This window comes from Desulfitobacterium nosdiversum (assembly GCF_049860565.1).
Taxonomy (GTDB): domain Bacteria; phylum Bacillota; class Desulfitobacteriia; order Desulfitobacteriales; family Desulfitobacteriaceae; genus Desulfitobacterium_A; species Desulfitobacterium_A nosdiversum.
In genome coordinates this window covers 2,103,218-2,127,897 of record NZ_CP172056.1, presented here as the reverse complement: position 1 = coordinate 2,127,897, position 24,680 = coordinate 2,103,218, and the positions used below count along the sequence as shown (strand labels likewise).

The 24,680-nt window shown below is 42.9% G+C and carries 23 protein-coding genes; all 23 read right to left on the bottom strand.

Annotation, left to right across the window (positions count from 1 at the left end; translation table 11 throughout):
* Nucleotides 1-55 precede the first annotated feature (55 nt).
* Nucleotides 56-1,996: a DUF4434 domain-containing protein gene (locus ACHOLT_RS10175; protein WP_425807823.1), complete on the bottom strand. Its 1,941-nt coding sequence runs from the start codon at nt 1,994-1,996 to the stop codon at nt 56-58.
* 123 nt (nt 1,997-2,119) lie between these two features.
* Nucleotides 2,120-2,545, bottom strand: coding sequence for a hypothetical protein (locus ACHOLT_RS10170; protein WP_425807820.1), 426 nt, complete (start codon nt 2,543-2,545; stop codon nt 2,120-2,122).
* Between the two features lie 224 nt (nt 2,546-2,769).
* Nucleotides 2,770-3,609 (bottom strand): sporulation transcription factor Spo0A, encoded by an 840-nt coding sequence (gene spo0A / locus ACHOLT_RS10165; RefSeq protein ID WP_425807817.1) that lies wholly within the window; start codon nt 3,607-3,609, stop codon nt 2,770-2,772.
* A gap of 268 nt (nt 3,610-3,877) precedes the next feature.
* Nucleotides 3,878-5,131: a SpoIVB peptidase gene (gene spoIVB / locus ACHOLT_RS10160; RefSeq protein ID WP_425807992.1), complete on the bottom strand. Its 1,254-nt coding sequence runs from the start codon at nt 5,129-5,131 to the stop codon at nt 3,878-3,880.
* A gap of 459 nt (nt 5,132-5,590) precedes the next feature.
* Nucleotides 5,591-7,258 carry a DNA repair protein RecN gene (gene recN, locus ACHOLT_RS10155; protein WP_425807815.1) on the bottom strand — a complete coding sequence of 556 codons (1,668 nt, stop codon included), beginning with the start codon at nt 7,256-7,258 and terminating at the stop codon, nt 5,591-5,593.
* Between the two features lie 29 nt (nt 7,259-7,287).
* Nucleotides 7,288-7,740: an arginine repressor gene (gene argR, locus ACHOLT_RS10150; protein WP_425807812.1), complete on the bottom strand. Its 453-nt coding sequence runs from the start codon at nt 7,738-7,740 to the stop codon at nt 7,288-7,290.
* Nucleotides 7,737-8,318, bottom strand: coding sequence for a class I SAM-dependent methyltransferase (locus ACHOLT_RS10145; RefSeq protein WP_425807809.1), 582 nt, complete (start codon nt 8,316-8,318; stop codon nt 7,737-7,739). Before ACHOLT_RS10145 ends, argR begins: the two co-directional genes overlap by 4 nt.
* Complete coding sequence (locus ACHOLT_RS10140) at nt 8,311-9,126, bottom strand: NAD(+)/NADH kinase (protein ID WP_425807990.1); 816 nt, start codon at nt 9,124-9,126, stop codon at nt 8,311-8,313. The genes ACHOLT_RS10145 and ACHOLT_RS10140 overlap by 8 nt, the downstream gene beginning before the upstream one ends.
* A gap of 5 nt (nt 9,127-9,131) precedes the next feature.
* Complete coding sequence (locus ACHOLT_RS10135) at nt 9,132-9,941, bottom strand: TlyA family RNA methyltransferase (RefSeq protein ID WP_425807806.1); 810 nt, start codon at nt 9,939-9,941, stop codon at nt 9,132-9,134.
* On the bottom strand, nt 9,934-11,832 hold the full coding sequence (gene dxs, locus ACHOLT_RS10130; protein WP_425807803.1) for a 1-deoxy-D-xylulose-5-phosphate synthase: 1,899 nt from the start codon (nt 11,830-11,832) through the stop codon (nt 9,934-9,936). Before dxs ends, ACHOLT_RS10135 begins: the two co-directional genes overlap by 8 nt.
* Complete coding sequence (locus tag ACHOLT_RS10125) at nt 11,810-12,412, bottom strand: hypothetical protein (protein WP_425807800.1); 603 nt, start codon at nt 12,410-12,412, stop codon at nt 11,810-11,812. Before ACHOLT_RS10125 ends, dxs begins: the two co-directional genes overlap by 23 nt.
* 39 nt (nt 12,413-12,451) lie before the next feature.
* Nucleotides 12,452-12,895 (bottom strand): divergent PAP2 family protein, encoded by a 444-nt coding sequence (locus ACHOLT_RS10120; protein ID WP_425807797.1) that lies wholly within the window; start codon nt 12,893-12,895, stop codon nt 12,452-12,454.
* 8 nt (nt 12,896-12,903) lie between these two features.
* The gene (locus ACHOLT_RS10115; RefSeq protein ID WP_425807794.1) at nt 12,904-13,773 is read right to left on the bottom strand and encodes a polyprenyl synthetase family protein; all 870 of its coding nucleotides are present in this window, start codon (nt 13,771-13,773) and stop codon (nt 12,904-12,906) included.
* Between the two features lie 7 nt (nt 13,774-13,780).
* On the bottom strand, nt 13,781-14,023 hold the full coding sequence (xseB, locus tag ACHOLT_RS10110; RefSeq protein WP_425807791.1) for an exodeoxyribonuclease VII small subunit: 243 nt from the start codon (nt 14,021-14,023) through the stop codon (nt 13,781-13,783).
* Between the two features lie 22 nt (nt 14,024-14,045).
* A complete protein-coding gene (gene xseA / locus ACHOLT_RS10105) occupies nt 14,046-15,257 on the bottom strand; it encodes an exodeoxyribonuclease VII large subunit (RefSeq protein ID WP_425807788.1) in 1,212 nt (403 codons plus the stop codon).
* A gap of 139 nt (nt 15,258-15,396) precedes the next feature.
* Entirely contained in the window at nt 15,397-16,347 is a 951-nt protein-coding gene (locus ACHOLT_RS10100; RefSeq protein ID WP_425807988.1) for a magnesium transporter CorA family protein, read from the bottom strand.
* Nucleotides 16,348-16,623: 276 nt separating this feature from the next.
* Entirely contained in the window at nt 16,624-18,108 is a 1,485-nt protein-coding gene (locus ACHOLT_RS10095) for a gluconokinase (RefSeq protein ID WP_425807785.1), read from the bottom strand.
* 437 nt (nt 18,109-18,545) lie between these two features.
* On the bottom strand, nt 18,546-19,466 hold the full coding sequence (gene gnd / locus ACHOLT_RS10090; protein WP_425807782.1) for a phosphogluconate dehydrogenase (NAD(+)-dependent, decarboxylating): 921 nt from the start codon (nt 19,464-19,466) through the stop codon (nt 18,546-18,548).
* Nucleotides 19,467-19,483: 17 nt separating this feature from the next.
* Nucleotides 19,484-20,761, bottom strand: a complete 1,278-nt coding sequence (locus tag ACHOLT_RS10085) for a lactate racemase domain-containing protein (protein WP_425807779.1) — start codon at nt 20,759-20,761, stop codon at nt 19,484-19,486.
* Nucleotides 20,762-20,841: 80 nt separating this feature from the next.
* Nucleotides 20,842-21,468 carry a bifunctional 4-hydroxy-2-oxoglutarate aldolase/2-dehydro-3-deoxy-phosphogluconate aldolase gene (locus tag ACHOLT_RS10080; RefSeq protein ID WP_425807776.1) on the bottom strand — a complete coding sequence of 209 codons (627 nt, stop codon included), beginning with the start codon at nt 21,466-21,468 and terminating at the stop codon, nt 20,842-20,844.
* Between the two features lie 14 nt (nt 21,469-21,482).
* Nucleotides 21,483-22,304, bottom strand: coding sequence for a carbohydrate ABC transporter permease (locus ACHOLT_RS10075; RefSeq protein WP_425807773.1), 822 nt, complete (start codon nt 22,302-22,304; stop codon nt 21,483-21,485).
* The gene (locus ACHOLT_RS10070) at nt 22,304-23,182 is read right to left on the bottom strand and encodes a carbohydrate ABC transporter permease (RefSeq protein WP_425807770.1); all 879 of its coding nucleotides are present in this window, start codon (nt 23,180-23,182) and stop codon (nt 22,304-22,306) included. Before ACHOLT_RS10070 ends, ACHOLT_RS10075 begins: the two co-directional genes overlap by 1 nt.
* Before the next feature lie 79 nt (nt 23,183-23,261).
* A complete protein-coding gene (locus ACHOLT_RS10065; protein ID WP_425807767.1) occupies nt 23,262-24,578 on the bottom strand; it encodes an ABC transporter substrate-binding protein in 1,317 nt (438 codons plus the stop codon).
* Nucleotides 24,579-24,680 lie beyond the last annotated feature (102 nt).

The window sequence follows — 24,680 nt, the reverse complement described above, 5'->3', positions numbered from 1 at the left end:
TAAATATTCGCCTCTTTTTTTAAAAACTCCTGCCCTGAGAAAGCTTAAAAAGTGATCACTTTTTTGTGTTGTAATAATAAGACTTATAAGCATCATATCCGGCTGCAATTGACAGATCATCACTGTATTTTCCCTGAAAGTGGTTAATACTAAAAGCCGTAAAACCGGTGACATATGGCTCAGCAGCTTCCATTTGCAGTACTATTTGATTTTGCGAAGCAGGGACATTTCCCATAGGAGTCGAGGTATATGTCTCAGTATTTGCATACAGCCTTAACCCGGCAGCGTCCGTTCCCTCTTTCGTGGCAGCAAGGATACTCGGCAGCTGGCTGACTGCATTATAGTGAGCACCGACACTGTCTTGCAAAGCTAAAATATCTATTCCCGTACCTTTAAACACATTTTTAAGAGTTACAGCCCAATTAGTCAGGGAAACTTGCGCCCCTATTTGAATTCCTAATTGAGAATTGTAAAAAGGAGAAACCATTACTGATTTATTCGAGGTTTTTGCTTTCATTTCACTGACTATAGATTTAAAGAAAGTATTTAAATTGCTCTGTTCACTCTGGGTAGTCGCTGTAATGTTTGAAATCTCGTAGGATAAATACCAGCCGCTGAATGAAGGATGAAAAGTATATTTAGACGCAATTTCATCAACAATTTGTTTGTTCATATTCGCTTCACCGGCTAACCATACTGAATCGGAAGCTCCTTTTCTCCACCAATCCTCATTATCTCCAGTCCCTAATCTTATTTTTACCCCTATCGCGTCAGCAGCTGTTAACGCATTCTCTAAGAGGTCAACTGAGTTAGAGCGATACCCCGGGATTGTGGTTTTGTAACTGGCATTTTTATTGGCCGGAGTAGTATCAAAGGTGTTTTGAATAATCAATTCGTTAATTCCAACATCTTTTAACATGGTTAATTCATTTTGCCAACGGGTAAAGTCCCAATCTTTACAATACCAGGATTGGATAAAAGAGCTTTCAAAAAGCGGAGCAGTATTAAACTTGGTTACGTTCGGGTTAGAATTCTGGAATAAAGAATCAGAAATCACACCTGTTCCCCCCAGAATAATTAATGATTTATTCCCTAAAAACTGATTAAGATAAACGCGAGTAGCTTCACTCAGAGGGTTACTCACCAAGACGACGGGCACTTTATTCTGAGCCGCTAATGCTGTGCCTGCTAGAGCATCTGCATAATCGTTTCCCGTTGCCACATAAACGCTGTTCCCTGTAAAATCTCCATTAAACTCTTGGACTACGGCGATATTACGGTCATATTTAGTTATACCTATTATACGTTCCGCATTAGGAAATTGAGCCGCAACAGCATCACTTATTTGCTCTTGATTGCCAATAATATACGTTTTCATTAGATTGTGCTGCTTTAAAAACGAACGGGTAGAGTCAGAGATCTCAGTTTGCGGAGCTAAGAGAATGGGCATACTTTTTTGGGCTGCGACAGAAGCAATGGACAAAGCATCTGCAAAATCTTCACCGGTTGCTACAGCAATTTGAGAGATATCGCTGATGTGTGAAGCTACTATTAAGGACGTTTCATAACGATCTTTACCTGCCCATCTATTCGGTGTTATCCCCATCGCAATGAACTCCGAAGTAAGATTATCCGATAAAACGCCTGTCCCGCCGATTAAGATAACGTTCTTAACACTTAGATTTATCAATACCTGTCTTGTAACTGGTGGCAAAGTATCTTTGTATGAAAGAAGGATAGGGGCTTTATACATTTGAGCGGCTGGCGCAGCAACTAAAGCATCAGGGTAATTATCACCGCAAACGATAATCGCATAATCCGATTGACTCCAACCTTCTTTAGCAATGGCTGCCGCCGTTTCATAGCGGTCTAATCCGGCAAAACGATGAACTGCTGAAGCAGTTACAGTGGAGGTTGTTGCTGGCAATGCCTGTGTTTGTACAGTAAAAGAAAAAAACATCAATAAGGTAACCAAAAATGTAAAAACCCTTCCCATGATCTTCTCTTTTCTCTCTTTATCCCTAAACTTTAATAAACCAAAAGCAGGTGACGGAGATTCACCTGCTTCAAATCTAACAATATTATTTTACATCAAATTAATAACCATTAAAACACTATTTTATCCTGGACACCTAAATCCCTTTCCTATAGCCATATCCACGAATTCTCTTTTCAAGCACTTTAGCTTTACATTAAAGTTATATAGGTTTTTAAAATGCGTGTGGTTGTTTTCACTTACATTAACTTCCCATTGAATGCCTGCAGTATTCGCAAAAGTCAACAACTTGGCCAGATATTCCAGACTTACATTCACTAATCCCTTAGGAGATATACATTCATCATTACTCGTCGTAAATTTATTGATAACTTGAATTTCAGCATCTTTTGTAATCTTTCCGCCCTTTTCTTCATACATGCTTATCAGCTCATTATAAATTTCATTATATTCTTCTTTTTCAAGCTCGCAGAGTTCTCTTATGCCACCATCTTGACCGACCGAAGTAAATCGTTGAATACGTTCTAATTCTAAACAGCCATTCGACATAATGATTACCTCCTATTTGTTAATCTTTTCTTGAACGCTTACTTATTATATTCATTGTACTTGTAAGTTTTTTCACTTAAAATGTACTATAGTTAAATTTTCTTGTCAACTTTTTTTAATTTAAAAATAAAAAACACCTTTCATTCCACTCTTAATTAAAGATTGAATGAAAAGGTGTCAGCAACGATAAATTATTTTAAACTTTATAAAGCAATTTAAAGGTTTTACAATAAACTTGCCATACGCAGCTTATCGGCAACCATTGCGATAAATTCTGAATTTGTTGGTTTACCCCGATCAACGTTAATGGTATAACCAAAGAATCGATTCATAAATTCGATATTTCCCCGATCCCAAGCCAATTCAATGGCATGTCGAATGGCACGTTCCACACGGCTGGGTGTCGTGTCATATTTTTCAGCAATCAAAGGATAAAGTTCTTTCGTAACAGCTCCTAAAAGCGATACTTCTTGAACAACACTCACAATTGCATCTCTTAAATATTGATATCCTTTAACATGGGCCGGTACTCCCATTTGATGAATCATGCGTGTAACTTCAACTTCCAAGTTGCGTGAATTGGGAATACCTTCAGAACTGCTATTGCCTGAGGCAAATGAGGTTGCGATCGAAGAATTGTTAACTGCATTTTTTACGAGCATAGAAGAAGCCTGATTAACATTTACGGATTCTGCCCCTTGCAGTTGGCGAATTCTTTTCCCAAGCGTATCTAAATCAAAGGGCTTTAAAACAAAATAATCTGCGCCAAGACGGACTGCGCGTTGAGTCATACTTTCTTGTCCAAACGCCGTTAGTATTATAACATGTGGTTTTTGAATATCGTTTTGGATCTTTTCCAATACCCCTAAGCCATCCAAATGAGGCATGATAATATCCAAGACTACAACATCAGGTTGTTCTCGATAAATAAGATCAAGTGCCTCATTTCCATTATAAGCAACCCCGGCAATTTGCATGTCTTCCTGCCGATTGATGTATTCACTCAAGACTTCAATCAATTCACGGTTATCATCGGCGACTAAAACTCGAATGGGTCTTTGCATTTATTGCTCCTCCTTGTTCTGGATTCTTTATCCAGATCGAAGTGTTTTTTAATTCGACAATTGTATAGATTTTCCTGCTTATATATTTAAAATTAATGTACAAAACGTAAATTAATTGAGAAAATTTTTATTTTGAAAACTTTGGCAATTTCCATTATATCATAAGTTAAAGATGAAATTCTCTAATTATAATTTTTTTAAATAAAAAATTGGATAGTCATATAATGACTATCCATATATGATTCTTATTATTTAGAGAGAAATATGTTTAAGCGGCCTCATCTTGCCCGGAAATGACTCCCGCTTCCTTAAGCATGTTTTGTATGAAAACACCGTAACCCCGGGTAGCATCATTAACAAAAACATGAGTAATAGCACCCACAATTTTACCGTCTTGAATAATTGGACTTCCGCTCATTCCTTGAATAATTCCCCCTGTTTTTTCTAATAAACGCGGATCAGTAACATGGATGACCATATTTTTGCTATCGATTCGATTCTGCATGATTCGTTCAATTTGAACGTCAAATTCCTCAATTGTTTCTCCTTCCAGGACCGTATAAATCTTTGCAGGACCTTCTTTAATTTCAGCTTCCCAAGAGACAGGAATAGCTTCTTTAAAGTAAGGATTAAGAACTTGCCCCTGCATGATTCCAAAAATACCAGAAACAGAGTTTTTTTCAATATTTCCGGAAAAAGAAGTTTGGCTGACAAAAGAACCTACTTTTTCTCCTGGATGACCTCTGCGTCCTTTTTCAATGGCATAGATTGAAGAAGCAATAACACTTCCATTTAAAACTTCTATTTTTTGATTTGTATCAGCATCGTTGATAACATGTCCTAAAGCTCCGTATTTATGACTTTGAGGCTCATAAAATGTTAGCGTTCCCACTCCGGCTGCTTCATTACGAACGTAAAGCCCAACGCGATACCGATTTGTTTCCGGACAATAAACGGTGTTAATTCTCTTTTGAGTTGTTTGGCCATTTCGCTGACAAAGGATTTCTGCATAACCTTGTTTCATTCCCGCCTGGTTAATTGCATTAGCTACATCTTGATCCGTTTTAACCTCTTGATTGTCAACTTTTAAAATAACATCCCCAATTTCGATGCCCGCTTCTTTAGCGGGATAAACAGGCTTTCCGTCTTTTCCTGTAACAGCAGCTTGACCAACAACCATAACTCCTTTTGCTTGAAGGCTGACTCCAATCGATTGACCGCCAGGGATGAGCTTTACTTCCGGCATAACCTTAATTTCTGTATTTTTGATTGGAAATAAGCCGAAAAGCTTATAGGAAACATGAATCACTTCAGGTTTTCCGGTTGAAGCCATAACTGCGTTTGTTGAAACATTGGGTTCAGCTTTGACAACTTGAGAAAATAATCCGGTAAGTTGAGGAAGAGCTTCATTACTTTGCTCTTTAAACTCTGGAATTCCCGCAAGCTGCTGAATCATAGGCTGAATTCCTAGGAAGGTACAGAGAAGAAGACTTCCGAAGATGACTGTTCTCCTCGTTTTCACTCTCATATCACCCTCCAGTCTTTTTCTCCCCAAATTTCTTTTTTTTCCCCCGATTTCAGTTAAAAACTTTATTTAATTGAAATCTAATGTTAAATTGTCCATATTGCTTGTTTTTCATCCTGTAAAATCCGTTCCATGATTTCCAAAACAAAAACAGGATTATTTTTGATAAGCTGAAAAATAAAAAAAAAGAAGGCGACTAACCTTCTTAAATATTTCCACTTTACAATTTTATATTAACAAAACTTACAATTAAAAAATAATCATTTTTATACTCATTTGCGTATGAAATAATATATAGTCCCACTCAAGGGCAAGGCCTAGCTATCACTTGACTGCTTTTCCGGGCGCAAATAGCCGCGCTTCGCTCCTGCTCCGCTTGCTGCTGTCATGTGACAGCCAGGCCTAATTTTGTGTCTTTTAATGCATGTGATATATTTAACGCAACTTAGTATTAAGTTACTTATTACGTGCACGCCATAATTGCTCAGCATGCTGGAGAGAAATATCTGCTGATCCTCCAAGCATTCGGGAAAGTTCTTCAATTCGCGCTTGTTCATCTAAGCGGTTAACCGCTGTCCGGGTTCTTTCTCCTACTGTTTCCTTAATAATTCCGAAATGTTCATCAGCAAATGCCGCCACCGGTGCAGAATGTGTTATGCAAAAAACTTGTTTTGCCTCTGCAATTTTAGCCAGCTTCTCACCAACTTTTTGAATAGTGCGTCCGCCTACCCCGCTATCCACTTCGTCAAAAACAAACGTTCCTACGGTTTCTATTTTTGCAAGCAAACTTTTTAACGCAAGCATTAAACGCGACATTTCTCCGCCGGAAGCTACTTTCACGAGGGGTTTAGCAGGCTCGCCTAAATTGGCTGTAAAATAAAATTCAACATTTTCCGCTCCGCCTGGGTGTGGTTCTTGAACGGTTATAAAATGGACTTCAAAGTGACTTTTTTCTAAACCAAGACTTGATAATTCTACGTGAAGTCCTTCTTCGAGCTTTTTAGCAACAGCACTGCGCCTTTCGGTCAACAGGGCGGACCATTTTTTATATTCATTCAAGACATGCTTCTTTTTATTTTGAAGCTGTTCCAATCCTTCCTGAAGATGCGTAATCCGATGAAGTTCTTCCTCCATCTCTTCTTTAGCTTTTAAAATTTCTTCAACCGTAAGACCATACTTACGCAAACGATGCAGTTGAATTAACCGTTCCTCGATTTGATCCAATCGGCCGGGTTCAAACTCTAGATTTTCCTGATAAGAACGGATTCGTTCAATTAAATCTTCAAGACTGTAATAAATGGTTTCAAGCGGTTCATTTAATTCCTCTAAGCGGTCGTCATAACGGCCAAGCTCCTGAACAATTTTAAGGCTCCCGCTTAAAAGATCATATGCGGATTGTCCCTGAGAAGCCTGATAAAGATTTGCATAGAGCTCAGTTGTTAAATTTAAAAGCTTTTCGTGATTACCCAACCGTTTCTTTTCGAGCTGCAGTTCCTCTTCTTCTCCAACCTGAGGTTCTATCGCAGCGATTTCCTTAATCTGAAAGCTCAGCATTTCCTCACGTTTAACACGATCCCGTTCTGAGGATAAGAGCTCCTTTTCTTCATTTAAAAGTGCACGATAGTTTTGAGCTTGCTCGTTAACATGTTTAAGAATCTGAAGAAGTTCCTCTCCGCCGAAAGCATCCAACAGATCACAATGAGTTTCGGAATTAAATAAAGACTGATGCTCCATTTGCCCATGAATGTCCACTAATCCCTGGCAAAGGACACGGTAAAGACTGAGCGGAACCGTACGCCCCTGCACACGGCATCCATTCCGACCATTCATATTAATTTCACGATAAAGAAAAAGCTGTCCATCTTCCGGAGCATATCCTTCTTCCTCAAGTTTCTCCGCCAAGCCTTGAGGTAAATTTTCAAAAACGCCTTCGACTCGAGCTTTTTCAAGCCCATGGCGAATAAAATCTGTGCTGGCTCTGCCTCCAAGCAATAATCCTAAGGCATCGATCAGCATGGATTTCCCCGCTCCTGTTTCCCCGGTAAAGACCGTTAAACCTTCTTTAAAATTTAAACGGACATTCTCCATCAGTGCAAAATTCTCGACATGCATCTCTGTAAGCATTAGAGTCCCCCCTCTCTAACTCAAACGCCTTAACCCATGATGTCTGCAATCCGTTTGCGGACTTCGGCAACAGCACTCAGTGGTTTAATCACAAGGAGGATTGTATCATCCCCGGCGACCGTGCCAATAATTTCTTTCCAATTTCCTTTATCAATTAAATCAGCAAGTGCTTGAGCATTTCCAGGAATCGTTCGGATCACGATCAGGTTTTCACTGTCGTTAACGGTGACCACTGTTTCCTGCATCCTGCGTTTTAAGCGTTCCAAGGAATTGACGGTCTGAGCCGATCCAGGAATGGCATAGCGATAATCATCGTCTGGAGTAGGAACTTTGATCAGTCCCATTTCTTTGATATCCCGCGATACGGTCGCTTGGGTTACATCATAACCTTCCTCCCGTAAATGTTCCGCTAATTCTTCCTGGGTATGAATGGCCTCTTTGGTGATAATCTCCTGAATCTTCATTTGCCTCCGAGCCTTCATCCGATTTCCTCCCTTTTCTTTTGCACCAAAACCCAATATGGAGCTTCCCGATCCTGATTGATGTATTTACCCTCAAGAACGCTGAAGCATTTTCGAGGTAAGGACGTTAAAAATTGATCAACTGCACTTGCTTCTTCTTCTCCGCCCGGATGTCCCCGATAGATCGTTAAAACGAGTATTCCATTTAAGGTTAACATTTCAAGAACAGACTGCAAAGCAAGAAGTGTTGATTCTGCCTGAGTCGTAAGAGAATGGTCTGATCCAGGCAAATATCCTAAATTAAACATGGCAATATTAATAGGTTCTGAAACAACTTCCCTGACTCGCGCATGGGTTATGGCATGAAGTGAAACCCGTTTTGCAACACCATGCTCACTTAACAAACATTCAGTTTCTTTTAACGCCCTATCTTGGATATCAAACGCATGTACCCGTCCTTTGGGACCAACTGCTTGGGCTAAAAACAAAGTATCACGCCCCCGGCCGGCAGTCAAATCCAAAGCGATGTCTCCCGGCCTAATTCTCTGAACGAGAATCTCGCGCAAAAAGCCTTGAATATCTTGAATTCGATTACTCATGCCAACGGTCCCTCAACTTTTCACGAACCACTCTCGGAAAACTTCTTTTTCCAAGTCGGATTAAAAGGGCTTTAAGCGGTGAAGTTCGGATCAGAACAGTTTCACCCGGTCTTATTACAAGATCTTCACGCCCATCAAAGGTGATTTGACATTCTTTTCCCCGTGCTAAAAGAATTTCAATACTCTCCTTTTCCGAGACGACCATCGGTCGAGCGGATAAGGAATGCGCCGACAGCGGAGTCAGCAAAATCGCTTGCACATCTGGGCTGATAATAGGCCCTCCTGCTGATAGGGAGTACGCAGTTGAACCCGTAGGGGTTGCAACAATTAAGCCGTCTGCAGGATAGCTCACGGATGGTTCTCCCGATATGTTTGCCTGAAGGGTAACCATTCCTTCCGTACATTGACGATGAAAAGCAACATCATTGAGAACTGTATATTTAAGTTCGCTTTTATCGGTTCGTTTAACCACTGCCTCCAGCATCAATCGTTCCTGGATGCTGTATTGCTGCTCAAGAACCAGCTTTAAGGCAAAAAACACTTCATCACGCTCGATTTCGCACAAAAAACCTAACCGCCCCAAATTAACACCTAAAACAGGAATTTTATAGGGTGACGCTTCCCGAGCCGCCTCTAAAAGCGTTCCGTCCCCGCCGAGTGAAATCAAAAACGTAACGCCCTCAGCCTTGATTTCATCCCATTCCGTTAAAACCTCCCAGCCAAGAGACCGGAACCAATGGGTAAGCTGTAAAGCTAAAGACTGTGACTCGGCTTTGCTCTGGTTAACCCATAAGCCTACTCGATCCACCTGCTTCACTCCGTTCCTCTCTGTGCTCGCTGAACCAAATCGGCAACCTTTGACCGCCAGTCTATGCCTTCATCACCTTGGACAGCCAGCCAAGCCAGATACTCGATATTTCCTTCCGGTCCTCGAATGGGAGAATATTCGATTCCGCGTATAGTAAAACCATGAGCCTCAGCCTCACTAAGAACCTGAATAATAACTTGAGCATGAATATCAGGATCTTTAACAACCCCTTTTTTACCGACCTGTTCACGCCCTGCTTCAAATTGGGGTTTAATCAGAGATATCACTTGCCCTTTATCATGAAGGATCGCACGCATCGCCGTAAATACTTTAGTTACCGAAATAAAGGCCAAATCCGAAACAACCCAATCCACCTTTTCCGGAAGATCGTCAGCCGTCAAATAGCGGGCATTGACCCGTTCCATCGAAACAACTCTTGGATCTGTTCTCAATTTCCAGTCCAATTGACCATATCCCACATCAATTGCATATATCCGAGCTGCACCATTCTGCAAGGCACAATCCGTAAAGCCCCCGGTGGAAGCTCCCATATCGGCAATGACACATTGCGAAAAGTCAACGGGAAAAACCTTTAACGCTTTTTCAAGCTTCAACCCGCCTCGGGATACGTAAGGCAAAGTTTGTCCCTTGAATTCAAAAACAGTCGTCTCCGGAAACTCCATTCCCGGTTTATCTGCGCGTTGCCCTCCCGTATAAATCAGTCCTGCCATGATCGCTGCTTTTGCCTTTTCACGGCTCGGCAGGAGTCCCTGCTGAACGAGTAAAACATCTAGTCGTTCCTTACCTTTAGCCACGATTTCTCCCTTCTCGAACACGATGCAAAATCTTCAGCCGTTCGGCCGCTTGAAGGATCCCCTCAACAGATAAGCCATTTTCCCGCTGGAGCAGAGAAATTGAACCCTGTTCCACAAAACTCTCATAACCAATACATTCAATGCCTACATCCTTCAATCCTGCATCAGCCAGAGTTTCAAGAACTGCGCTTCCCATGCCGCCTGCCAGAATATGATCTTCAACCGTGATCATTCGCTTCGTCAAATAAGCATAATGGAGGATGGTTTCCTTATCAAGCGGTTTAAGAAAGCGTAAATTAATAACAGCTGCTTCCACACCGCCCTGACGAAGCTCTTCAGCCGCCTCCAGACACGTATAAACAAGAGGACCCGTCCCGATCAAAGTCAGGTCTTTACCCTCCCTTAAAACTTCAGCTTGTCCAATCGGCAATTCTTTAAAATTTTCATCAAGAGCAACCCCTTGCCCGACTGACCGAGGATAACGCAAAGCAACAGGCCCTTCCTGACGTAGAGCCGTATAAAGCATATGTTGAAGTTCGTTCTCGTCTTTCGGCGCCATAAAGACCAAATTGGGAATAACCCGTAAAAAAGAAATATCAAAAATACCATGGTGAGTAGGGCCATCGTCTCCGACAACACCTGCCCTGTCAATAGCTAAAACGACATTCGACTTAGGCAAACAAACGTCATGCAAGACCTGATCAAACGCTCTTTGGTAAAACGTTGAATAAATCGAAACAACAGGCTTCATTCCTCCGAAGGCAAGCGCCGAAGCAAAGGTAACCGCATGTTGTTCGGCAATCCCCACATCAAAAAAACGGTCGGGAAAACGCTTTGCGAAAAGGTTTAAGCCCGTTCCGCTCGGCATTGCCGCTGTTATAGCCGTAATTTTAGGATTTTCTTCAGCCAGTCTGCATAAGGTCTCTCCAAAAACCTGCGTATAGGTGGGAACAGTCGACTTTTTCAGAATTGCTCCGGTTTCCTTGTCAAATGGACCAACGCCATGAAAAACATCAGGATTTTTTTCAGCAGGAGGATAGCCCTTTCCTTTCTTTGTAATGACATGGATCAGCACGGGTCCCTTCTTCTGTTTTGCCTGTTCCAAAGTTTGCTCAACTAAAAGCTGATCATGTCCGTCAATGGGTCCTAAATAGGTAAAGCCCAATTCCTCAAACCATAAACCCGGTACAAAAAGGTACTTTAAACTATCTTTAGCTCTTTCCGCAGCTTTAGCTACCTTATCTCCGATTCGCGGAATTTTTTTAAGGAGCTGTTCAATTTCTTCCTTGCTGCGAGCATAGCGGGGGTCCGTCCGCAGCCGGCATAAATAGGTTGATAACGCCCCCACATTATGAGAAATGGACATTTCATTATCATTAAGAATCACGATCATGTTTGTCTTGCTATGCCCGGCATGATTCAACGCCTCATAAGCCATTCCTCCGGACATTGCCCCATCCCCAATGACAGCTACAACATGGAATTTTTCCTGAAGAAGATCCCTTGCTTTGGCAAAGCCGACAGCCGCTGATATTGAGGTGCTGGAATGACCTGTTTCAAAACAATCGTGAGGACTTTCCTGACGCTTGGGAAACCCTGAAAGTCCATTATGGAGCCGAAGGCTTTTGAATTCATTTTGGCGGCCGGTCAGCAGTTTATGAACATACGTCTGATGACCTACATCCCAAATCAGTTTATCTATTGGCGAATCAAAGACACGATGAATGGCTAACGTAAGTTCAACAACCCCTAAATTAGGGGCCAAATGTCCTCCGTTCGCCGAGACAACATCGATGATTTCTTCTCGGATTTCCTGGGCGAGAAGTTTCAGTTCCTGCTCATTCAGCGTTTTTAAATCTCTAGGCTGTTTAATTCTTTCGAGAATCCCCACTTCTCTTTCCCCCTTTCTTAGGTTGTGTAAAGGATCGGCCCGTAACCCGTTCAAGGCTTGCAATGATAACTCCTACTTTACCTATAATTGCATCAGCCTCATAAATTGCGAAAGATTTTCCTAACGCTTTCGTCGTTACCGTAATTGAGGCCACAAAGGCCAGCATCAATGTATTCCAAAGGATTTCCTGACTCTCCATAGATGGATAATAACGCATAAGATCGATAATAATTGAGGCTGCCATGGCTCCACTTAATGTACCTGAGACATCGCCGACAATATCATTAGCGAAGTTCGCCACTAAATCTGCATTACGCACAAGATAAACCGCCTGCTTTGCCCCCATGATACGATTTGCCGCCTTGGCATGATGGGGTTTTTCCGTGGCCGCCGTAGCCGCAATTCCGATAATATCGAAAACAACATGGATGCCAATCACCACAAAAAGCAGGATCCAAGCTACCCATATTGATGTTTTTCTCATTAAAAGCTCCGAACCAAAACCAGCAAGCAACGCAATTAAAAAGCTTAAAGAAAAAACAAAAAAGAGATGCTTCCAACTTTTACGTTTATAACCCAAAAGGATATGAACCTCCTCATATAATGAGTTTACACATTTTTAAACAATCAATCCAACAATAATGCCAACAATTGCCCCTGCAAAAACTTCTAAAGGAGAATGCCCGATTAACTCCTTTAAGCGTTCCTGAGATAGGTTAGACAATTGGTGGTACAATTCCGCCACGAGCCGGTTGATAACTTCCGCTTGCTTTCCAGCTTCTCGCCGCACTCCAGCCGCATCATACATAACAATCATCGCCAAAACGGCCGCCACGGCAAAAATTGGGGAATCCCATCCATAGTATTTGCCGACCCCTAAGGCAACGGCACTGACTGTAGCCGAATGCGAACTTGGAAATCCTCCCGAACTCATTAGAAAATAAATGTCAAAAGTACGATGAACCATAAAATTAATGATAACTTTAATAAGTTGAGCCACTAACCAAGCGGCAATGGCTGAAAATAATATGGTATTATGGAGAATCCCCGGATAGATTGGCATAGTCCACCTCAACTTTTGCGTTCAGCAATATAATCTGCAAGTAAATATAAAAAGTCCGTCGACTTATTAAAAACTGTCAGCGCTTTATGGGCTTCCTGAACTTGCAGAGCGAGCTGCTCTTTTGCCCCAGTTATTCCCAATAAGGAAGGATAGGTTGATTTCTCTTGTTTTAAATCACTTTTTACAGGTTTACCTAAAGTTTTGCTATCCCCTTCTAAGTCCAAAATATCATCTTTGATTTGAAAAGCCAATCCGAGTGCTTGGGCATATCGTGTTAAAGCTTGAATCTGCTCTTCCGTTCCCCCGCCCAAAATTCCGCCGAGCCGAGCTGAAACGGTAAGCATCGCCCCTGTTTTTAAGCGATGGATCTGTTCGACCTCTTCCAGCGTTAATGTTTTCCCCTCCGCAGCTAGATCTAAAACCTGACCGCCGACCATTCCAGCCGGTCCTGCTGCCTGAGCGACCTCCTGAATAACCCGTAACTGCCGTTCAAGGGAAACAGCCGAAAGCGGTTGGGCCAGTATTTCAAAAGCATAGGTCAATAGCCCATCTCCCGCAAGAATTGCATTTCCCTCACCAAACACCTTATGATTGGATAGCCGTCCTCTGCGGTAATCATCGTTATCCATTGCCGGAAGATCATCGTGAATCAGTGAATAGGTATGAATCAATTCTAAAGAACAGGCTGCAGGAAGAACAGTTTCAGCATCTCCGCCTACAGCTTCTGCTGTAGCCAAGGCTAAGACCGGGCGGATACGTTTTCCTCCTCCCACTAATGAGTAACGCATACTCTGCCCCATAGTCGCTTCATCCCAAGGCAAGTTTGTCAAAAAAGCTTCAATTTTTGCTGCGTAATTTTTTAACATGGTACGAAACATGAATAGGTCATCCTTCCACTGCAAAATCTGCAGGGCGAACTTCGAGCTCACCCCCTGGACCTTCAAGGAGAATCTCCATTTGTTTCTCCGCATGATCCAATAAACCGTTACAATGTTGAACCATCTCTATTCCTTCACGGAATAAATTAAGGGCGTCTTCAAGGGAAACCTCTTTCTGCTCAAGTTCGCGAACAATTTGCTCAAGCTTCCCAATTCCTTCTTCAAACGTTATCTCTTGCTTTCCAGACATCTTTATTTTATCCCCTTTAATCTCATTCTTCTCCATATTCGTTTGTAATGACCTGACAGGCCAGTGAACCTTCATTGAGTCGAACCTTTATTTTATCCCCCGGATGAGTTTCTTTACTGGATCGAAGAATTTTTCCCTCTTCTGAATAAGTTAAGGAATACCCCCGTCCCAGAATCGCTAAAGGGCTCAGTAAATCAAGCTTTGCAGCCAATATTTTTAGTATACCATTTTTATCCGAAACAAATCTAGTCATCCCTTGTTCCAGTGCTGAACTGACTTGATCCAGCCGCTGGCGATTTTGAGCAATCCTCCAAAAAGGGTTTTGCAGCGGTCCACTCTCTGCTAATCTCATCAGCCTCTCGCGTTTACGTATAATTTGCCCTTCCATTCCCACCCTCAAGCGAGCATTGAGTTTTTCAACGTCTAACCGCAGCTCCTGAAAAACGGGGACAGCAAGTTCTGCGGCAGCTGAAGGGGTCGGCGCCCTTAAATCAGCCACCATATCTGCAATTGTAAAATCAGTTTCATGCCCTACCGCCGAAATAACCGGGATTACAGAAGCGGCTATAGCTCGAGCCACATCCTCCGTATTAAATGCCCATAGCTCTTCCAAGGAGCCTCCACCCCGGCCTACGATAAGTACATCGATATTACCATAACGATTTAATCGTTCAATCGCTTGAGCGACTTCTTGGGGAGCCTGTTCTCCCTGAACCGCCGCGGGGGCTAATATCCAAGAGAGGTTTGGGGAGCGGCGCTGCATCACTTTTAATATATCACGGATGGCTGCACCGGTTGGACTTGTGACAATACCTATGCGTCGGGGTATTTTAGGGATGGGCTTTTTATGTTCCGGAGCAAAAAGTCCCTCTGCCTCCAAACGCTGCTTTAATTGTTCAAAAGCCAGATAGAGTGCACCTACTCCGCTTGGCTGCATTTCCTCAGCATAGAGCTGAACGCTGCCATCCCGATCGTATACTTTTACGCTGCCCCGTACTAAAACTTTCATTCCATCCTGTGGAGTAAAACGAACCCGCTCTGCACGGCTGCGAAACATAACAGCCTTCATGCTTGATGAAGAGTCCTTCAATGTAAAATACCAGTGTCCTGATGGACGATGATTCTTATAATTAGAAAGCTCACCGCTCACCCAACAGTTTTCTAAAGCCTCATTATCACTTAGGGTACGACTAATTTCTGTTGTTAATTCGGCAACAGTCCAAATTCTCGGCACAATATTCACCTCAGACTCATCATACACAATGATTTTACTCGTTTCAACCAGTAAAAGGAAAGAGAGCCTATTGCTCTCTTTTTAATCATTCAGACTTAGTTTACCTTCATTTATAGATCAGAGCCGCCTTATGCGAACCTTAGAACATATTCTTCCTCCATAGGACAAACGAGCTTACACCTGCTATGCAGGTAGCTGTAACCAAAATGATTAGAAAACCGAAAGGATGGTTGCTGAAAGGAACGCTAACGTTCATGCCCCAAAAACTCGCAATCATTGTTGGAACTGCTAAAATAATGGTCATCGATGCTAGAAATTTCATGACCATGTTCAAATTGTTCGAGATGATTGAGGCAAAGGCATCTGTCATGCTGCTTAAAATATTGGTGTACATTTCTACCATCTGGATTGCCTGGTTATTCTCAATGATAACATCCTCGAGCAGATCTTCGTCCTCTTCATACATTTTGATCAAATGCTGGCTTTGACTATTGGAGCGCAAGCGCATAAGGCGATCCATCACAACCCCATTTGACCTCAAGGATGCCGTGAAATAGGTTAAACCTTTCTGGAGATCCATAAGCTGAAATATTTCCTGATTTTTGAGAGATTGACGCAATTCTCTTTCAATCTGGTCCGTCCGTTTATTAATTTGGCGCAAGTATTTTAAATAGTACGTCGCAGATTTATAGAGGATTTGAAAGAGAAAACGAGTCCGTTTCGCGGTGTTAAAACTCCGATAGTTTTCCTTATTAAATTCCGTAAGGACAGGATTATCCTCTAAGCAGACAGTAATCAGATAATCTTCCGTACTAATAATTCCTAAAGGCAGCGTGTCATAATTTGTTTCATTCAGCATAATCGGAATGTTCGTGAGTACGAGAATACATTCTTCCTCAAGTTCAATCCGCGAGCGTTCTTCTTCATCGAGAGCGGCTTTTAAAAAATCAAGCGGTGCTCCGGTCGCTTCTGAAACTGCATTGAGTTCTTCAGACGACGGATTGACCAGCTTTAGCCATGTTCCCTTCATTAAGTGCGTAATATTTAAATCTGTAAATGTTTCTCCGTCGTTCTTAAAAAGCTTAAGCATCACCGCTTCACTCCTTTAGCCCACGCCGAATGCACACTCACTATACTCTTTTAGCAGGAGTGAGTCAATATAAGCCTTAGTAATTCAGTGTTCATACTAATTTGCTTATGAAATAATATATAGGCCCACTCAAGGGCAAGGCCTAGCTGTCACTTGACTGCTTTTCGGCAAGTTGCGCCATCCGGGCGCAAATAGCCGCGCTTCGCTCCTGCTCCGCTTGCCGCTGTCATGTGACAGCCAGGCCTAATTTTGTGTCTTTTAATGCATGTGATATATTTAAGGCAACTTAGTATCAGCGCAAATTCGTTCATAAAGCTCCTGATATTTTTGATAGCAATGCTGATAAAATTCCGCTTCTTTTGGGTCGGGCTGAATGACCCGGTTGATTTTCGAAAAGCGTTTGCTTTCGCGGAGGTCTTTTAGTTTACCTAAGGCAATCCATCCGAGAAGGACTGCTCCATAAGCCGAGCCTTGGGGTTCGGCTAAAGCTTCCAGCGGACTATTGAGAACATTCGTCAAAATGTTTACCCAAGTTGGAGAAGCCATAAAACCTCCTCCGATACGAATAGACCGTATTTCTCCTGCCATCTCTGCTATCGGCTCAAAAACGCTTCGAATTCGATAGGCTACCCCTTCCATCGCTGAACGTGCAAAATGTCCTGAGCTATGGGCAAAATCGAGTCCATAAAGAGCTGCTCTTACATTCGGATTCCAATTGGGTGACCGCTCACCCGTTAGAAAGGGGAGTAAGTAGAGTCCCTCAGCTCCGGCAGGAATCTCCGAAGCCAAACGTTCAATCTCTTCAAAGCTTGCTCCATTCAACCATTTTTGCCTTACCCATTGTAAAGTAAGCCCTGCGTTATTGATTGCTGCACCTACGACCCAAGCCCCTGGCATCAGATAATAGCACCAGGTTCTTCCCTTTCGGTCATTGCAAGGTTTATCTACTGTAATCCGAGCAGCACCGCTTGTCCCGATCATAACCGTTACTTCCCCAGGTTCAATCGCCCCAGCACCTAAGCTCGATAGAACTCCGTCTCCTGCTCCAATAACAACTTGAGTTCCCTTTCTTAAACCCAACCGTTGATAGATTTCAGGATTTTTTAGAAGAAAAACCTGTGTTGTCGGAACAATTTCTGAGAGCTGACTTGTCTTAACTTGAACTCGTTCTAAAATCTCTTCAGACCAATCAAAGCGATGAATATTAAAAAGGCCTGAACTGCTTGCAATTGAAGCATCAATTATATACTGGCCAAACCATCGAAGAAATAAGAGTTCCTTAAGTGAAATAAAATGGTCCGCCCTTTTAAAAATTTCCGTTTGGTATTTTGAAAGCCAGCTGAGCTTACCTGGAACATACATCGGATGCAGCGGGCAACCCGTTTGCTGATAAAACGTTTCCCCCAGCCCTTCCTGTTTCCATTTTTCCGTAATTTCGGTACTGCGATTATCCGCCCAGATAATGCAGGGACCGATGGGTTTACCGGCGTTCATAGGAATAACACCATGATTTACCGCGCTGAAGCTGATCATGGTGACTTCATAGCCAAGATTTCTGGCCTCAATTACTGCTTCCCGAATAGACTCTTCTACCCGTGTGATAACCTCCTCCGGGTCTTGCTCTGCCCAGCTCGGTTTTGGAGAATATGTGGAATAAAGCTTTTCGGAATGAGTAATCATCCTGGCTTCATCTGAATAAACAACACTCCGGCAGCCCGTTGTTCCGATATCCACTCCGAGTGATGCCTCTTTTAATGCCATAGCTCTGATCTCCTATCTTAGTCTTATTTGAAAAAAGACTTTCTCTGCACGTTTGAAGATGTTTTTTACTTTTGGTTATTTATTAGAAAAGATGCCATTAGGCATCTTCTATTAAGCAAAATTTCGAAAGTACATTCTTGCTGAAGTCTTACGCAAATTGTTTGTTTCGTTCTTGTAAGCTTCAAACTGGAATATTTTAAGACTGAATAGCGTAGCCTCTCGCACAAAAGTGAACGATTTAGCGAAGGGGCGCTTCGGCACACAATGCTTCTATGGGTTAGCGAAGCCGATGGTTCACTTCAGGTATTACCCTTAGGTTTGGCGAAGCCCCCACAGAAGCTAGTGTGCCAGCCCCGAAGCTGCTAAGTACGTGAGTCTCCAGTGGAGATTCACGCCCGAAGGTACGGATGTGCGAGAAGCTACACGACCCAAGAGTCTTATTCTTTTCCAACTACTGCATGGCCTCCGAATTCATTGCGCAAAGCGGCAACGACTTTACCTGCAAAGGTATCGTCCTGACGTGAACGCAAACGTGCTGCATAGGAAGTCGCAATTGTCTCGAAGGGGACTCCAAGTTTCCAGGCTTCTTCGATCGCCCAGCTGCCGGTACTCCCGCCGCCTACTTCACCGGTAATCTGATGCAGATCTGCATCTTTTGAGAAGGAGCGTTCCATAAGTTCCATTAAATAACTGCGGATGATGCTTCCTTGAGTCCAGAGGTGAGCAATTTTTTCTAAGTCTAACTCATAAGGACCTTCATAGAGCAACTCGAAGCCCTCACCAATGGCTTGGAGCATCCCATATTCAATCGCGTTATGAACCATTTTCGTAAAGTGGCCGGAACCACTTTCTCCGACATAAAGATAATCTCCGATCCCTTCCGTTAAAGCTTTAAACAGCCCTTCGGCCTGGTCAAAGCTTTCTTTATCTCCGCCGATCATCAGACATAATCCGTTGCGTGCCCCTGCCTGACCTCCGCTGGAGCCGGAATCCAGATATTTGATACCTTGATCTGCTAATTTTTGAGCTCTGCGAGCGGAATCACGGTAAAAAGAATTTCCACCGTCAATCACAATATCTCCAGCACTCAGTAAAGAACTTAAGCCATCTTTACTAAAAAGTACCTGTTCTACCGCTTCTCCTGCCGGAACCATAAGCCAAAGAATTCGCGGTTTAGGGAGTACTTCAATCATTTCCTGCAAATTATGGCATCCTATAGCGCCTAACTTTTCCAGTCTTTGCACTTGTTCTGAATTCATATCATAGACGGCAACCTTTACCCCTTTAGAGAGAACGTTTTCAGCCGCTAACGCTCCCATTTTTCCCAGTCCGATCATCCCATAGGAACACGTGTTCATAACTACTCACTTCCTTGTCAATGCTCTAAACTAAAATTTTTTTGCTCATCAAATTTCCAATCCTGCAGCTCTCCGATCTCCACAGGAATGCTTTGAACAGCCATTTCCTTGGCAATTGCTTCTGAAACCCAGATTTCACTTAAACTGAGCGTATTTTTAAGGCGGACGATCCGCGTTTTATAGAGATCAATGGCATTACACGTTTTTATTGCTGCACGAATAACGTCATAATCATTATCCAAGGTCAAAGGAATTTTCACTGGACCTGTAACAGTTGACGTCAACGCATTCGGATAGGTTTGTTCGAGGCTCATTTTCTCCACTAAACGCTTCGATACAATATCCGCAGTCCCAATACCGTTCGCATTTCCATGGCTCCGCTCCGTAAGGTCAAGCAGAACCATTTTGCTGACTTCCGGTCCCCCGCTGGCATAGGGTGTCGGGTACCGCCCGGTAATATTAGGATCCATCCCGTCCCCGCTGATATCCTTTCCTATCTCATCAATAATGAGAACATCAATTGAGGAAACAGGGATACTGGGCATCAGTTGTTTAGCTAAATTAAGCCACTCTGGCTCTTCTTCAAGCAGCCTCTCTGCAGGGATAGCAAAAATTGAATGCGTATGATCATAGGCATTTTCTACAGCTCCGAGTCCAAAAACGACGGGAGCTTTTTCGAGAAGCATACTGCCCATTTCAACAATATGCCGTGCCATATGTTTAAAGCTATGGGCATGACACGCTTCCGCACCTTTTTGCTTGCCTAGGCCAATCGTTAACATTTTAACTAAGCCGCTTTCAACTTTCCCGCGAAACGCTGTATGCGGTTTTATTCGATTTAATAAAACGATAGCATCTGCCTTCAAAGCATCCGTACTGACATAGACGGGAAGCCCATCCGGAAGGGTTCCAACCTGAGTAACCTCCATGCTTGAAACGATTTCAGCGCCCATAATTTCAGGTCGAATCCCTAAGCCCAACAGCATATCTTTCTGTCCCTCAGGCGTCGCACCGCCATGACTTCCCATAGCTGGAATAATGAAAACCTCAGCCCCGCGCGATTTTATTTCCCAAACCATCGCTTGAACAAGAGCTGGAAGATTATTTACTCCCCTGCTTCCTACGGTGAGAGCCACTTTTTGCCCAGGCTGAATTTGATCGAGCGTTCCAGGACGCTGAAGAGCCTTATGAATCGCCATAGGAATATCCTGAATCCTGTCATCAGGAAAGCTTTGCTTAACTTGTGACATTTTCGGTAAGGATACATCCTTAAGTATTTCTGCATAGATTCCCAAACCAGTTCATCCCCTTAGATCAGGTATTGCATTTATAAAAGCAGATATCACTTTTTGCTTCTATGCTGTTTCGTGATTCGTTAAAGGGTTTGATGGATAAGCTTTTGGAGTTCTTTCGCTTGATTGGTAAGCTGGGCAAATTTCTTTTCTTTTACCCATCCTTTGTTGACTAAAGCACTCCCCATGCCGACCCCAACTGCACCTGCTCGAATAAAATCAGGCGCATTATCAAGGGTTATCCCGCCCGTAGGAAGGAACGGGATGTATGAAAATGGACCTCTAAGTTCTTTTAAATAGTTAACTCCAAGTGACCCTGCCGGAAATAACTTAACAATATCCGCCCCTGCTTCAAGAGCCTGCATGACTTCCGTAGGCGTCATCGCACCTGGAATAGCCAATCGGCCATACCGATGAGCAATTTGCATCATTTCCGGAAAGAAGATAGGGGAAAATAAGAAGTCTGCACCCACTTCAATGGCTTGACGAGCTGTTTCCGTATCGAGAACAGTACCGGCACCAACGACAATATGCGTATTCTGTTTCTTTAAGGTTTCAATTATATTCCACGCTCCAGGAGAGTCCGATGTGACCTCAATAGCGCTGACCCCTCCTTCGAGCAAGGCCTGTGCAGCATCAATTGCCTCAGTTTCACTGAATCCGCGCAAAATAGCGAGCACACCATTTTGCCAAAGGCGTTCTTTAAACATATCCCATCCTCCTTTTAGCCTTTTACAGCTCCTGCTGTCAAGCCATTGATAATATATTTTTGAGACAGGAGGGCAAGAATCAGAACAGGAAGAGTAATAACAACTGCTGCAGCCATTAAGCCGCCCCAGTTAATCTCAGAATAGGAGAGGAAAGAATATACGGCAATAGGCAGTGTTTTCGTCTTATCCCCTGATAAGACCAAAGAAAACATAAAGTTATTCCAGGAAAAAACGAAGGAGAAAATGGAGGCCGTAATAATTCCAGGCCCGGATATCGGGAGAACAATCCTAAAGAAAGCCTCTTGGATGGTACAGCCGTCGACTCGTGCTGATTCTTCAAGTTCTATCGGAATATTTTCAAAGTATGGAACCATAATCCAAACAATATACGGTAAGCCAACGAGCATATGGCTTAAGATCATCGATGTGTAACTGTCCACAAGGTGAAGCTTTGTAAAAAGAATATACCAAGGAATTAAAAAGGTTATCCCCGGTACAATCCGAGCAACTAAAATTGTTAACCCGAGCTTATTTTGATGATAACGTGCAATTGAATAGGCTGCAGGCAGTCCTAGAACCAGGGAGAGGAGCGTAGAGCCTACAGCAATAATAAAGCTGTTCATGATAAACTTAAGAAAATCATATTGTTCAAAAACATCGGCATAGTTCTGAAAGGTGGGTGAAAAAACGAGCACATTTTGCGTAGACATAATTTGCTGCTGCGTTTTGAAGGAGGCTAAAAGCATCCAAAAGAATGGAAACAAAAATGCTAATACGACAGCGACCAGAAGCAACCGCTGGAGATATTTAGCGTAATCTTTCGTTTGTCGCATCATTATGCCTCTCCTCCTTTGCGAATCGAAACCAGAATCATACTCATTGCCAAAACAAGAACAAAGAAGATCATCAGAAGTGCAGATGTCATGCCCAGTTTAAAATAGGAAAATCCTTGGACAAAGCTATAAATATTAATGGTTTCCGAATGAAAATCGGGTCCTCCTCCGGTCATTGAATAGATAATATCAAAGGTTTTCAACGCATCAATCGAGCGAAGGAGCACTGCAACCAGAATAGTCGGTTTTAAAAGCGGCAGCGTTATCCGTGTGAGCATTTGCCAACGCGTCGCGCCATCGACTAAAGCCGCTTCATAGGGCTCAGTCGGCAAAGAGGTTAAACCGGCAAGGACGATTAAAGCAACCATTGGAGTCCATTGCCAAACATCAACAATAATAAGAGATGCCATAACTTGCTTGGGCGAAGCCAGCCAAAGCTGGGGAGAAATATGAAATACGCTTAAAACTTTATTAGCAAAGCCGATATTCGGTTCATAAATAAGCATCCAGACGAGTCCGATTGCAACTGGCGTAGCAATCATCGGAAGCAAAAACAGCGTCTTCAGGACATTTTTACCTTTAAAATCTTGATTAAAGAACAGAGCAATAATAATACCCAGTACAGTTTCCACAAGAACCGCCGCAATCGTAAAGACAAAGGTACGAGAAATTGATGGCCAGAATCGCGGATCACTAAACAGCAATGATTTATAATTGCTTATTCCAACCCATTGCGGGGGGACCAAAGAGGACATACTCCAATCAAAAAAGCTCAACCTGAGGGTATAAGCAATTGGAAACACCATCATGATCAAAACAAACAAAACCGCAGGTAGCGGGAAAATATATTTAATATTTCGCTCGAGCCAACGACTAAACATGGTGACCCCCCTTGCTATGTACATTATAGGAGCCGAGCCTTCCGCAAGAACGGAAGGCTCGTTCATGAAATTATAGTGTTTATTTCTTTTCCTTATCAATAATCGCTTGCAGAGCTGTATTTCCTGCATTAGCGGCGGCTGTAACATCTTGACCTTGAATAGCAGCTTGAATTGCGCCACCGACAGCATCACGAGCCGGTCCGATATCGATAACCACCGGGCGGTCATGATCAACGGAATCTTTCATTGAAGCCTTAACCGTATCGGCATATTCTTTCGGGAAGTTTTTCAACCCCTCAGGGTCATTCCAAACGGACTCACGCGCACCTGGATTACCGGCTTGCTGCATCTTAAGAACTTGTTCTTTGCTCGTTGCCCATTTAATGAATTCCCATGTAGCTTCTTGATTTTTCGACTTCGCATTCATTCCTAACGCCCAAGACGTAATATTATAAGGTTTGGAGCCTGCAGTGCCTGCAGGGAATTGAGCAAAGCCCACTTTATCGGATACTGTGGATTTTTTAGGATCCGTTAGGTTTGTATAAAGACTGTCAGCATCAGTGAGGAAAACAGCCTTTCCTTGTTGGAAAACTGCAAAAGCTTGCGGCCAAGCCATATTCAAAGTTCCGGGAGGTCCATAAGAACGAAGCAAATCACCATATGTTTGATAAGCTTTGATCGCTTCCGGTGTATTGATCGAAGCTTTGCCGTCTTTAGCGAAATCTCCGCCATTGCTGTAGAGAAAACTTGAAAACTGAGTGACAGCAGGTGAACGTTGACCGCGAGCAACAAAGCCGTAAATTCCCTTGTCAGGATTATTCAATTTTTTTGCTGCCGCAACAAGCTCATCCAGCGTTTTCGGTACAGGAATATTGTTTTCTTGGAGAATATCTTTACGATAATACATAATCTCCCGCTCAGTTACGATCGGTATACCGTAAAGTTTTTGATTCATGGTTACAGTGCCGATTGCACCTTTGTTAAAGTCTCCTAAATTCCATGCGGTATCCTTCTGTGCATAACTGTTGATATCATTGAGCCAACCGTTTGTTGCAAAAAGTTTACCTTCTTGGAGCGGACGGAACATAAAGGCATCAATTGTTGTTGAACCAGAAGTCAATTCTACCGTCAATTTTTGAGTAAGCTGATCTTCAAAATAATTTTCAGCATTCACTTTGATTCCTGTTTTTTGCTCAAACTCGGGGAGCTGAGCTTTTAAGGCATCCGACCAGGGATGGTTTGCAAAGACTACGCGGAGTTGGGTACCAGCATACGGCTTGTCTGAGGATGTTGTCTTGGAGGCTTGACTGTTTCCACAGCCTGCGGCTAGACCTAAGCTCATGGCCAGGCTCAAAACCACCGCAACTCCTCTCAAGAATTTTCTTGGTTTATACACGACTTCCCCTCCTATTGGTATGTAGATTTGCAATTTGCATACAGAATACTTCGGCAATATTTTTCATTATCCTGCTGTTATGAAAAAAAATTTCTTGCTTAT

Coding starts and splice junctions, on each gene's coding strand:
- spo0A (WP_425807817.1), bottom strand. CDS start 3,609: ATGCAAAGACCCATTCGAGTTTTAGTCGCCGATGATAACCGTGAATTG.
- ACHOLT_RS10095 (WP_425807785.1), bottom strand. CDS start 18,108: ATGGCATTAAAAGAGGCATCACTCGGAGTGGATATCGGAACAACGGGC.
- ACHOLT_RS10070 (WP_425807770.1), bottom strand. CDS start 23,182: ATGTTTAGTCGTTGGCTCGAGCGAAATATTAAATATATTTTCCCGCTA.
- ACHOLT_RS10120 (WP_425807797.1), bottom strand. CDS start 12,895: ATGCCAATCTATCCGGGGATTCTCCATAATACCATATTATTTTCAGCC.
- ACHOLT_RS10075 (WP_425807773.1), bottom strand. CDS start 22,304: ATGATGCGACAAACGAAAGATTACGCTAAATATCTCCAGCGGTTGCTT.
- xseB (WP_425807791.1), bottom strand. CDS start 14,023: ATGTCTGGAAAGCAAGAGATAACGTTTGAAGAAGGAATTGGGAAGCTT.
- ACHOLT_RS10080 (WP_425807776.1), bottom strand. CDS start 21,468: ATGTTTAAAGAACGCCTTTGGCAAAATGGTGTGCTCGCTATTTTGCGC.
- ACHOLT_RS10100 (WP_425807988.1), bottom strand. CDS start 16,347: ATGCTTAAGCTTTTTAAGAACGACGGAGAAACATTTACAGATTTAAAT.
- ACHOLT_RS10175 (WP_425807823.1), bottom strand. CDS start 1,996: ATGGGAAGGGTTTTTACATTTTTGGTTACCTTATTGATGTTTTTTTCT.
- recN (WP_425807815.1), bottom strand. CDS start 7,258: ATGCTTACAGAGATGCATGTCGAGAATTTTGCACTGATGGAGAATGTC.
- ACHOLT_RS10170 (WP_425807820.1), bottom strand. CDS start 2,545: ATGTCGAATGGCTGTTTAGAATTAGAACGTATTCAACGATTTACTTCG.
- gnd (WP_425807782.1), bottom strand. CDS start 19,466: ATGAACACGTGTTCCTATGGGATGATCGGACTGGGAAAAATGGGAGCG.
- argR (WP_425807812.1), bottom strand. CDS start 7,740: ATGAAGGCTCGGAGGCAAATGAAGATTCAGGAGATTATCACCAAAGAG.
- ACHOLT_RS10145 (WP_425807809.1), bottom strand. CDS start 8,318: ATGAGTAATCGAATTCAAGATATTCAAGGCTTTTTGCGCGAGATTCTC.
- ACHOLT_RS10115 (WP_425807794.1), bottom strand. CDS start 13,773: ATGTTTCGTACCATGTTAAAAAATTACGCAGCAAAAATTGAAGCTTTT.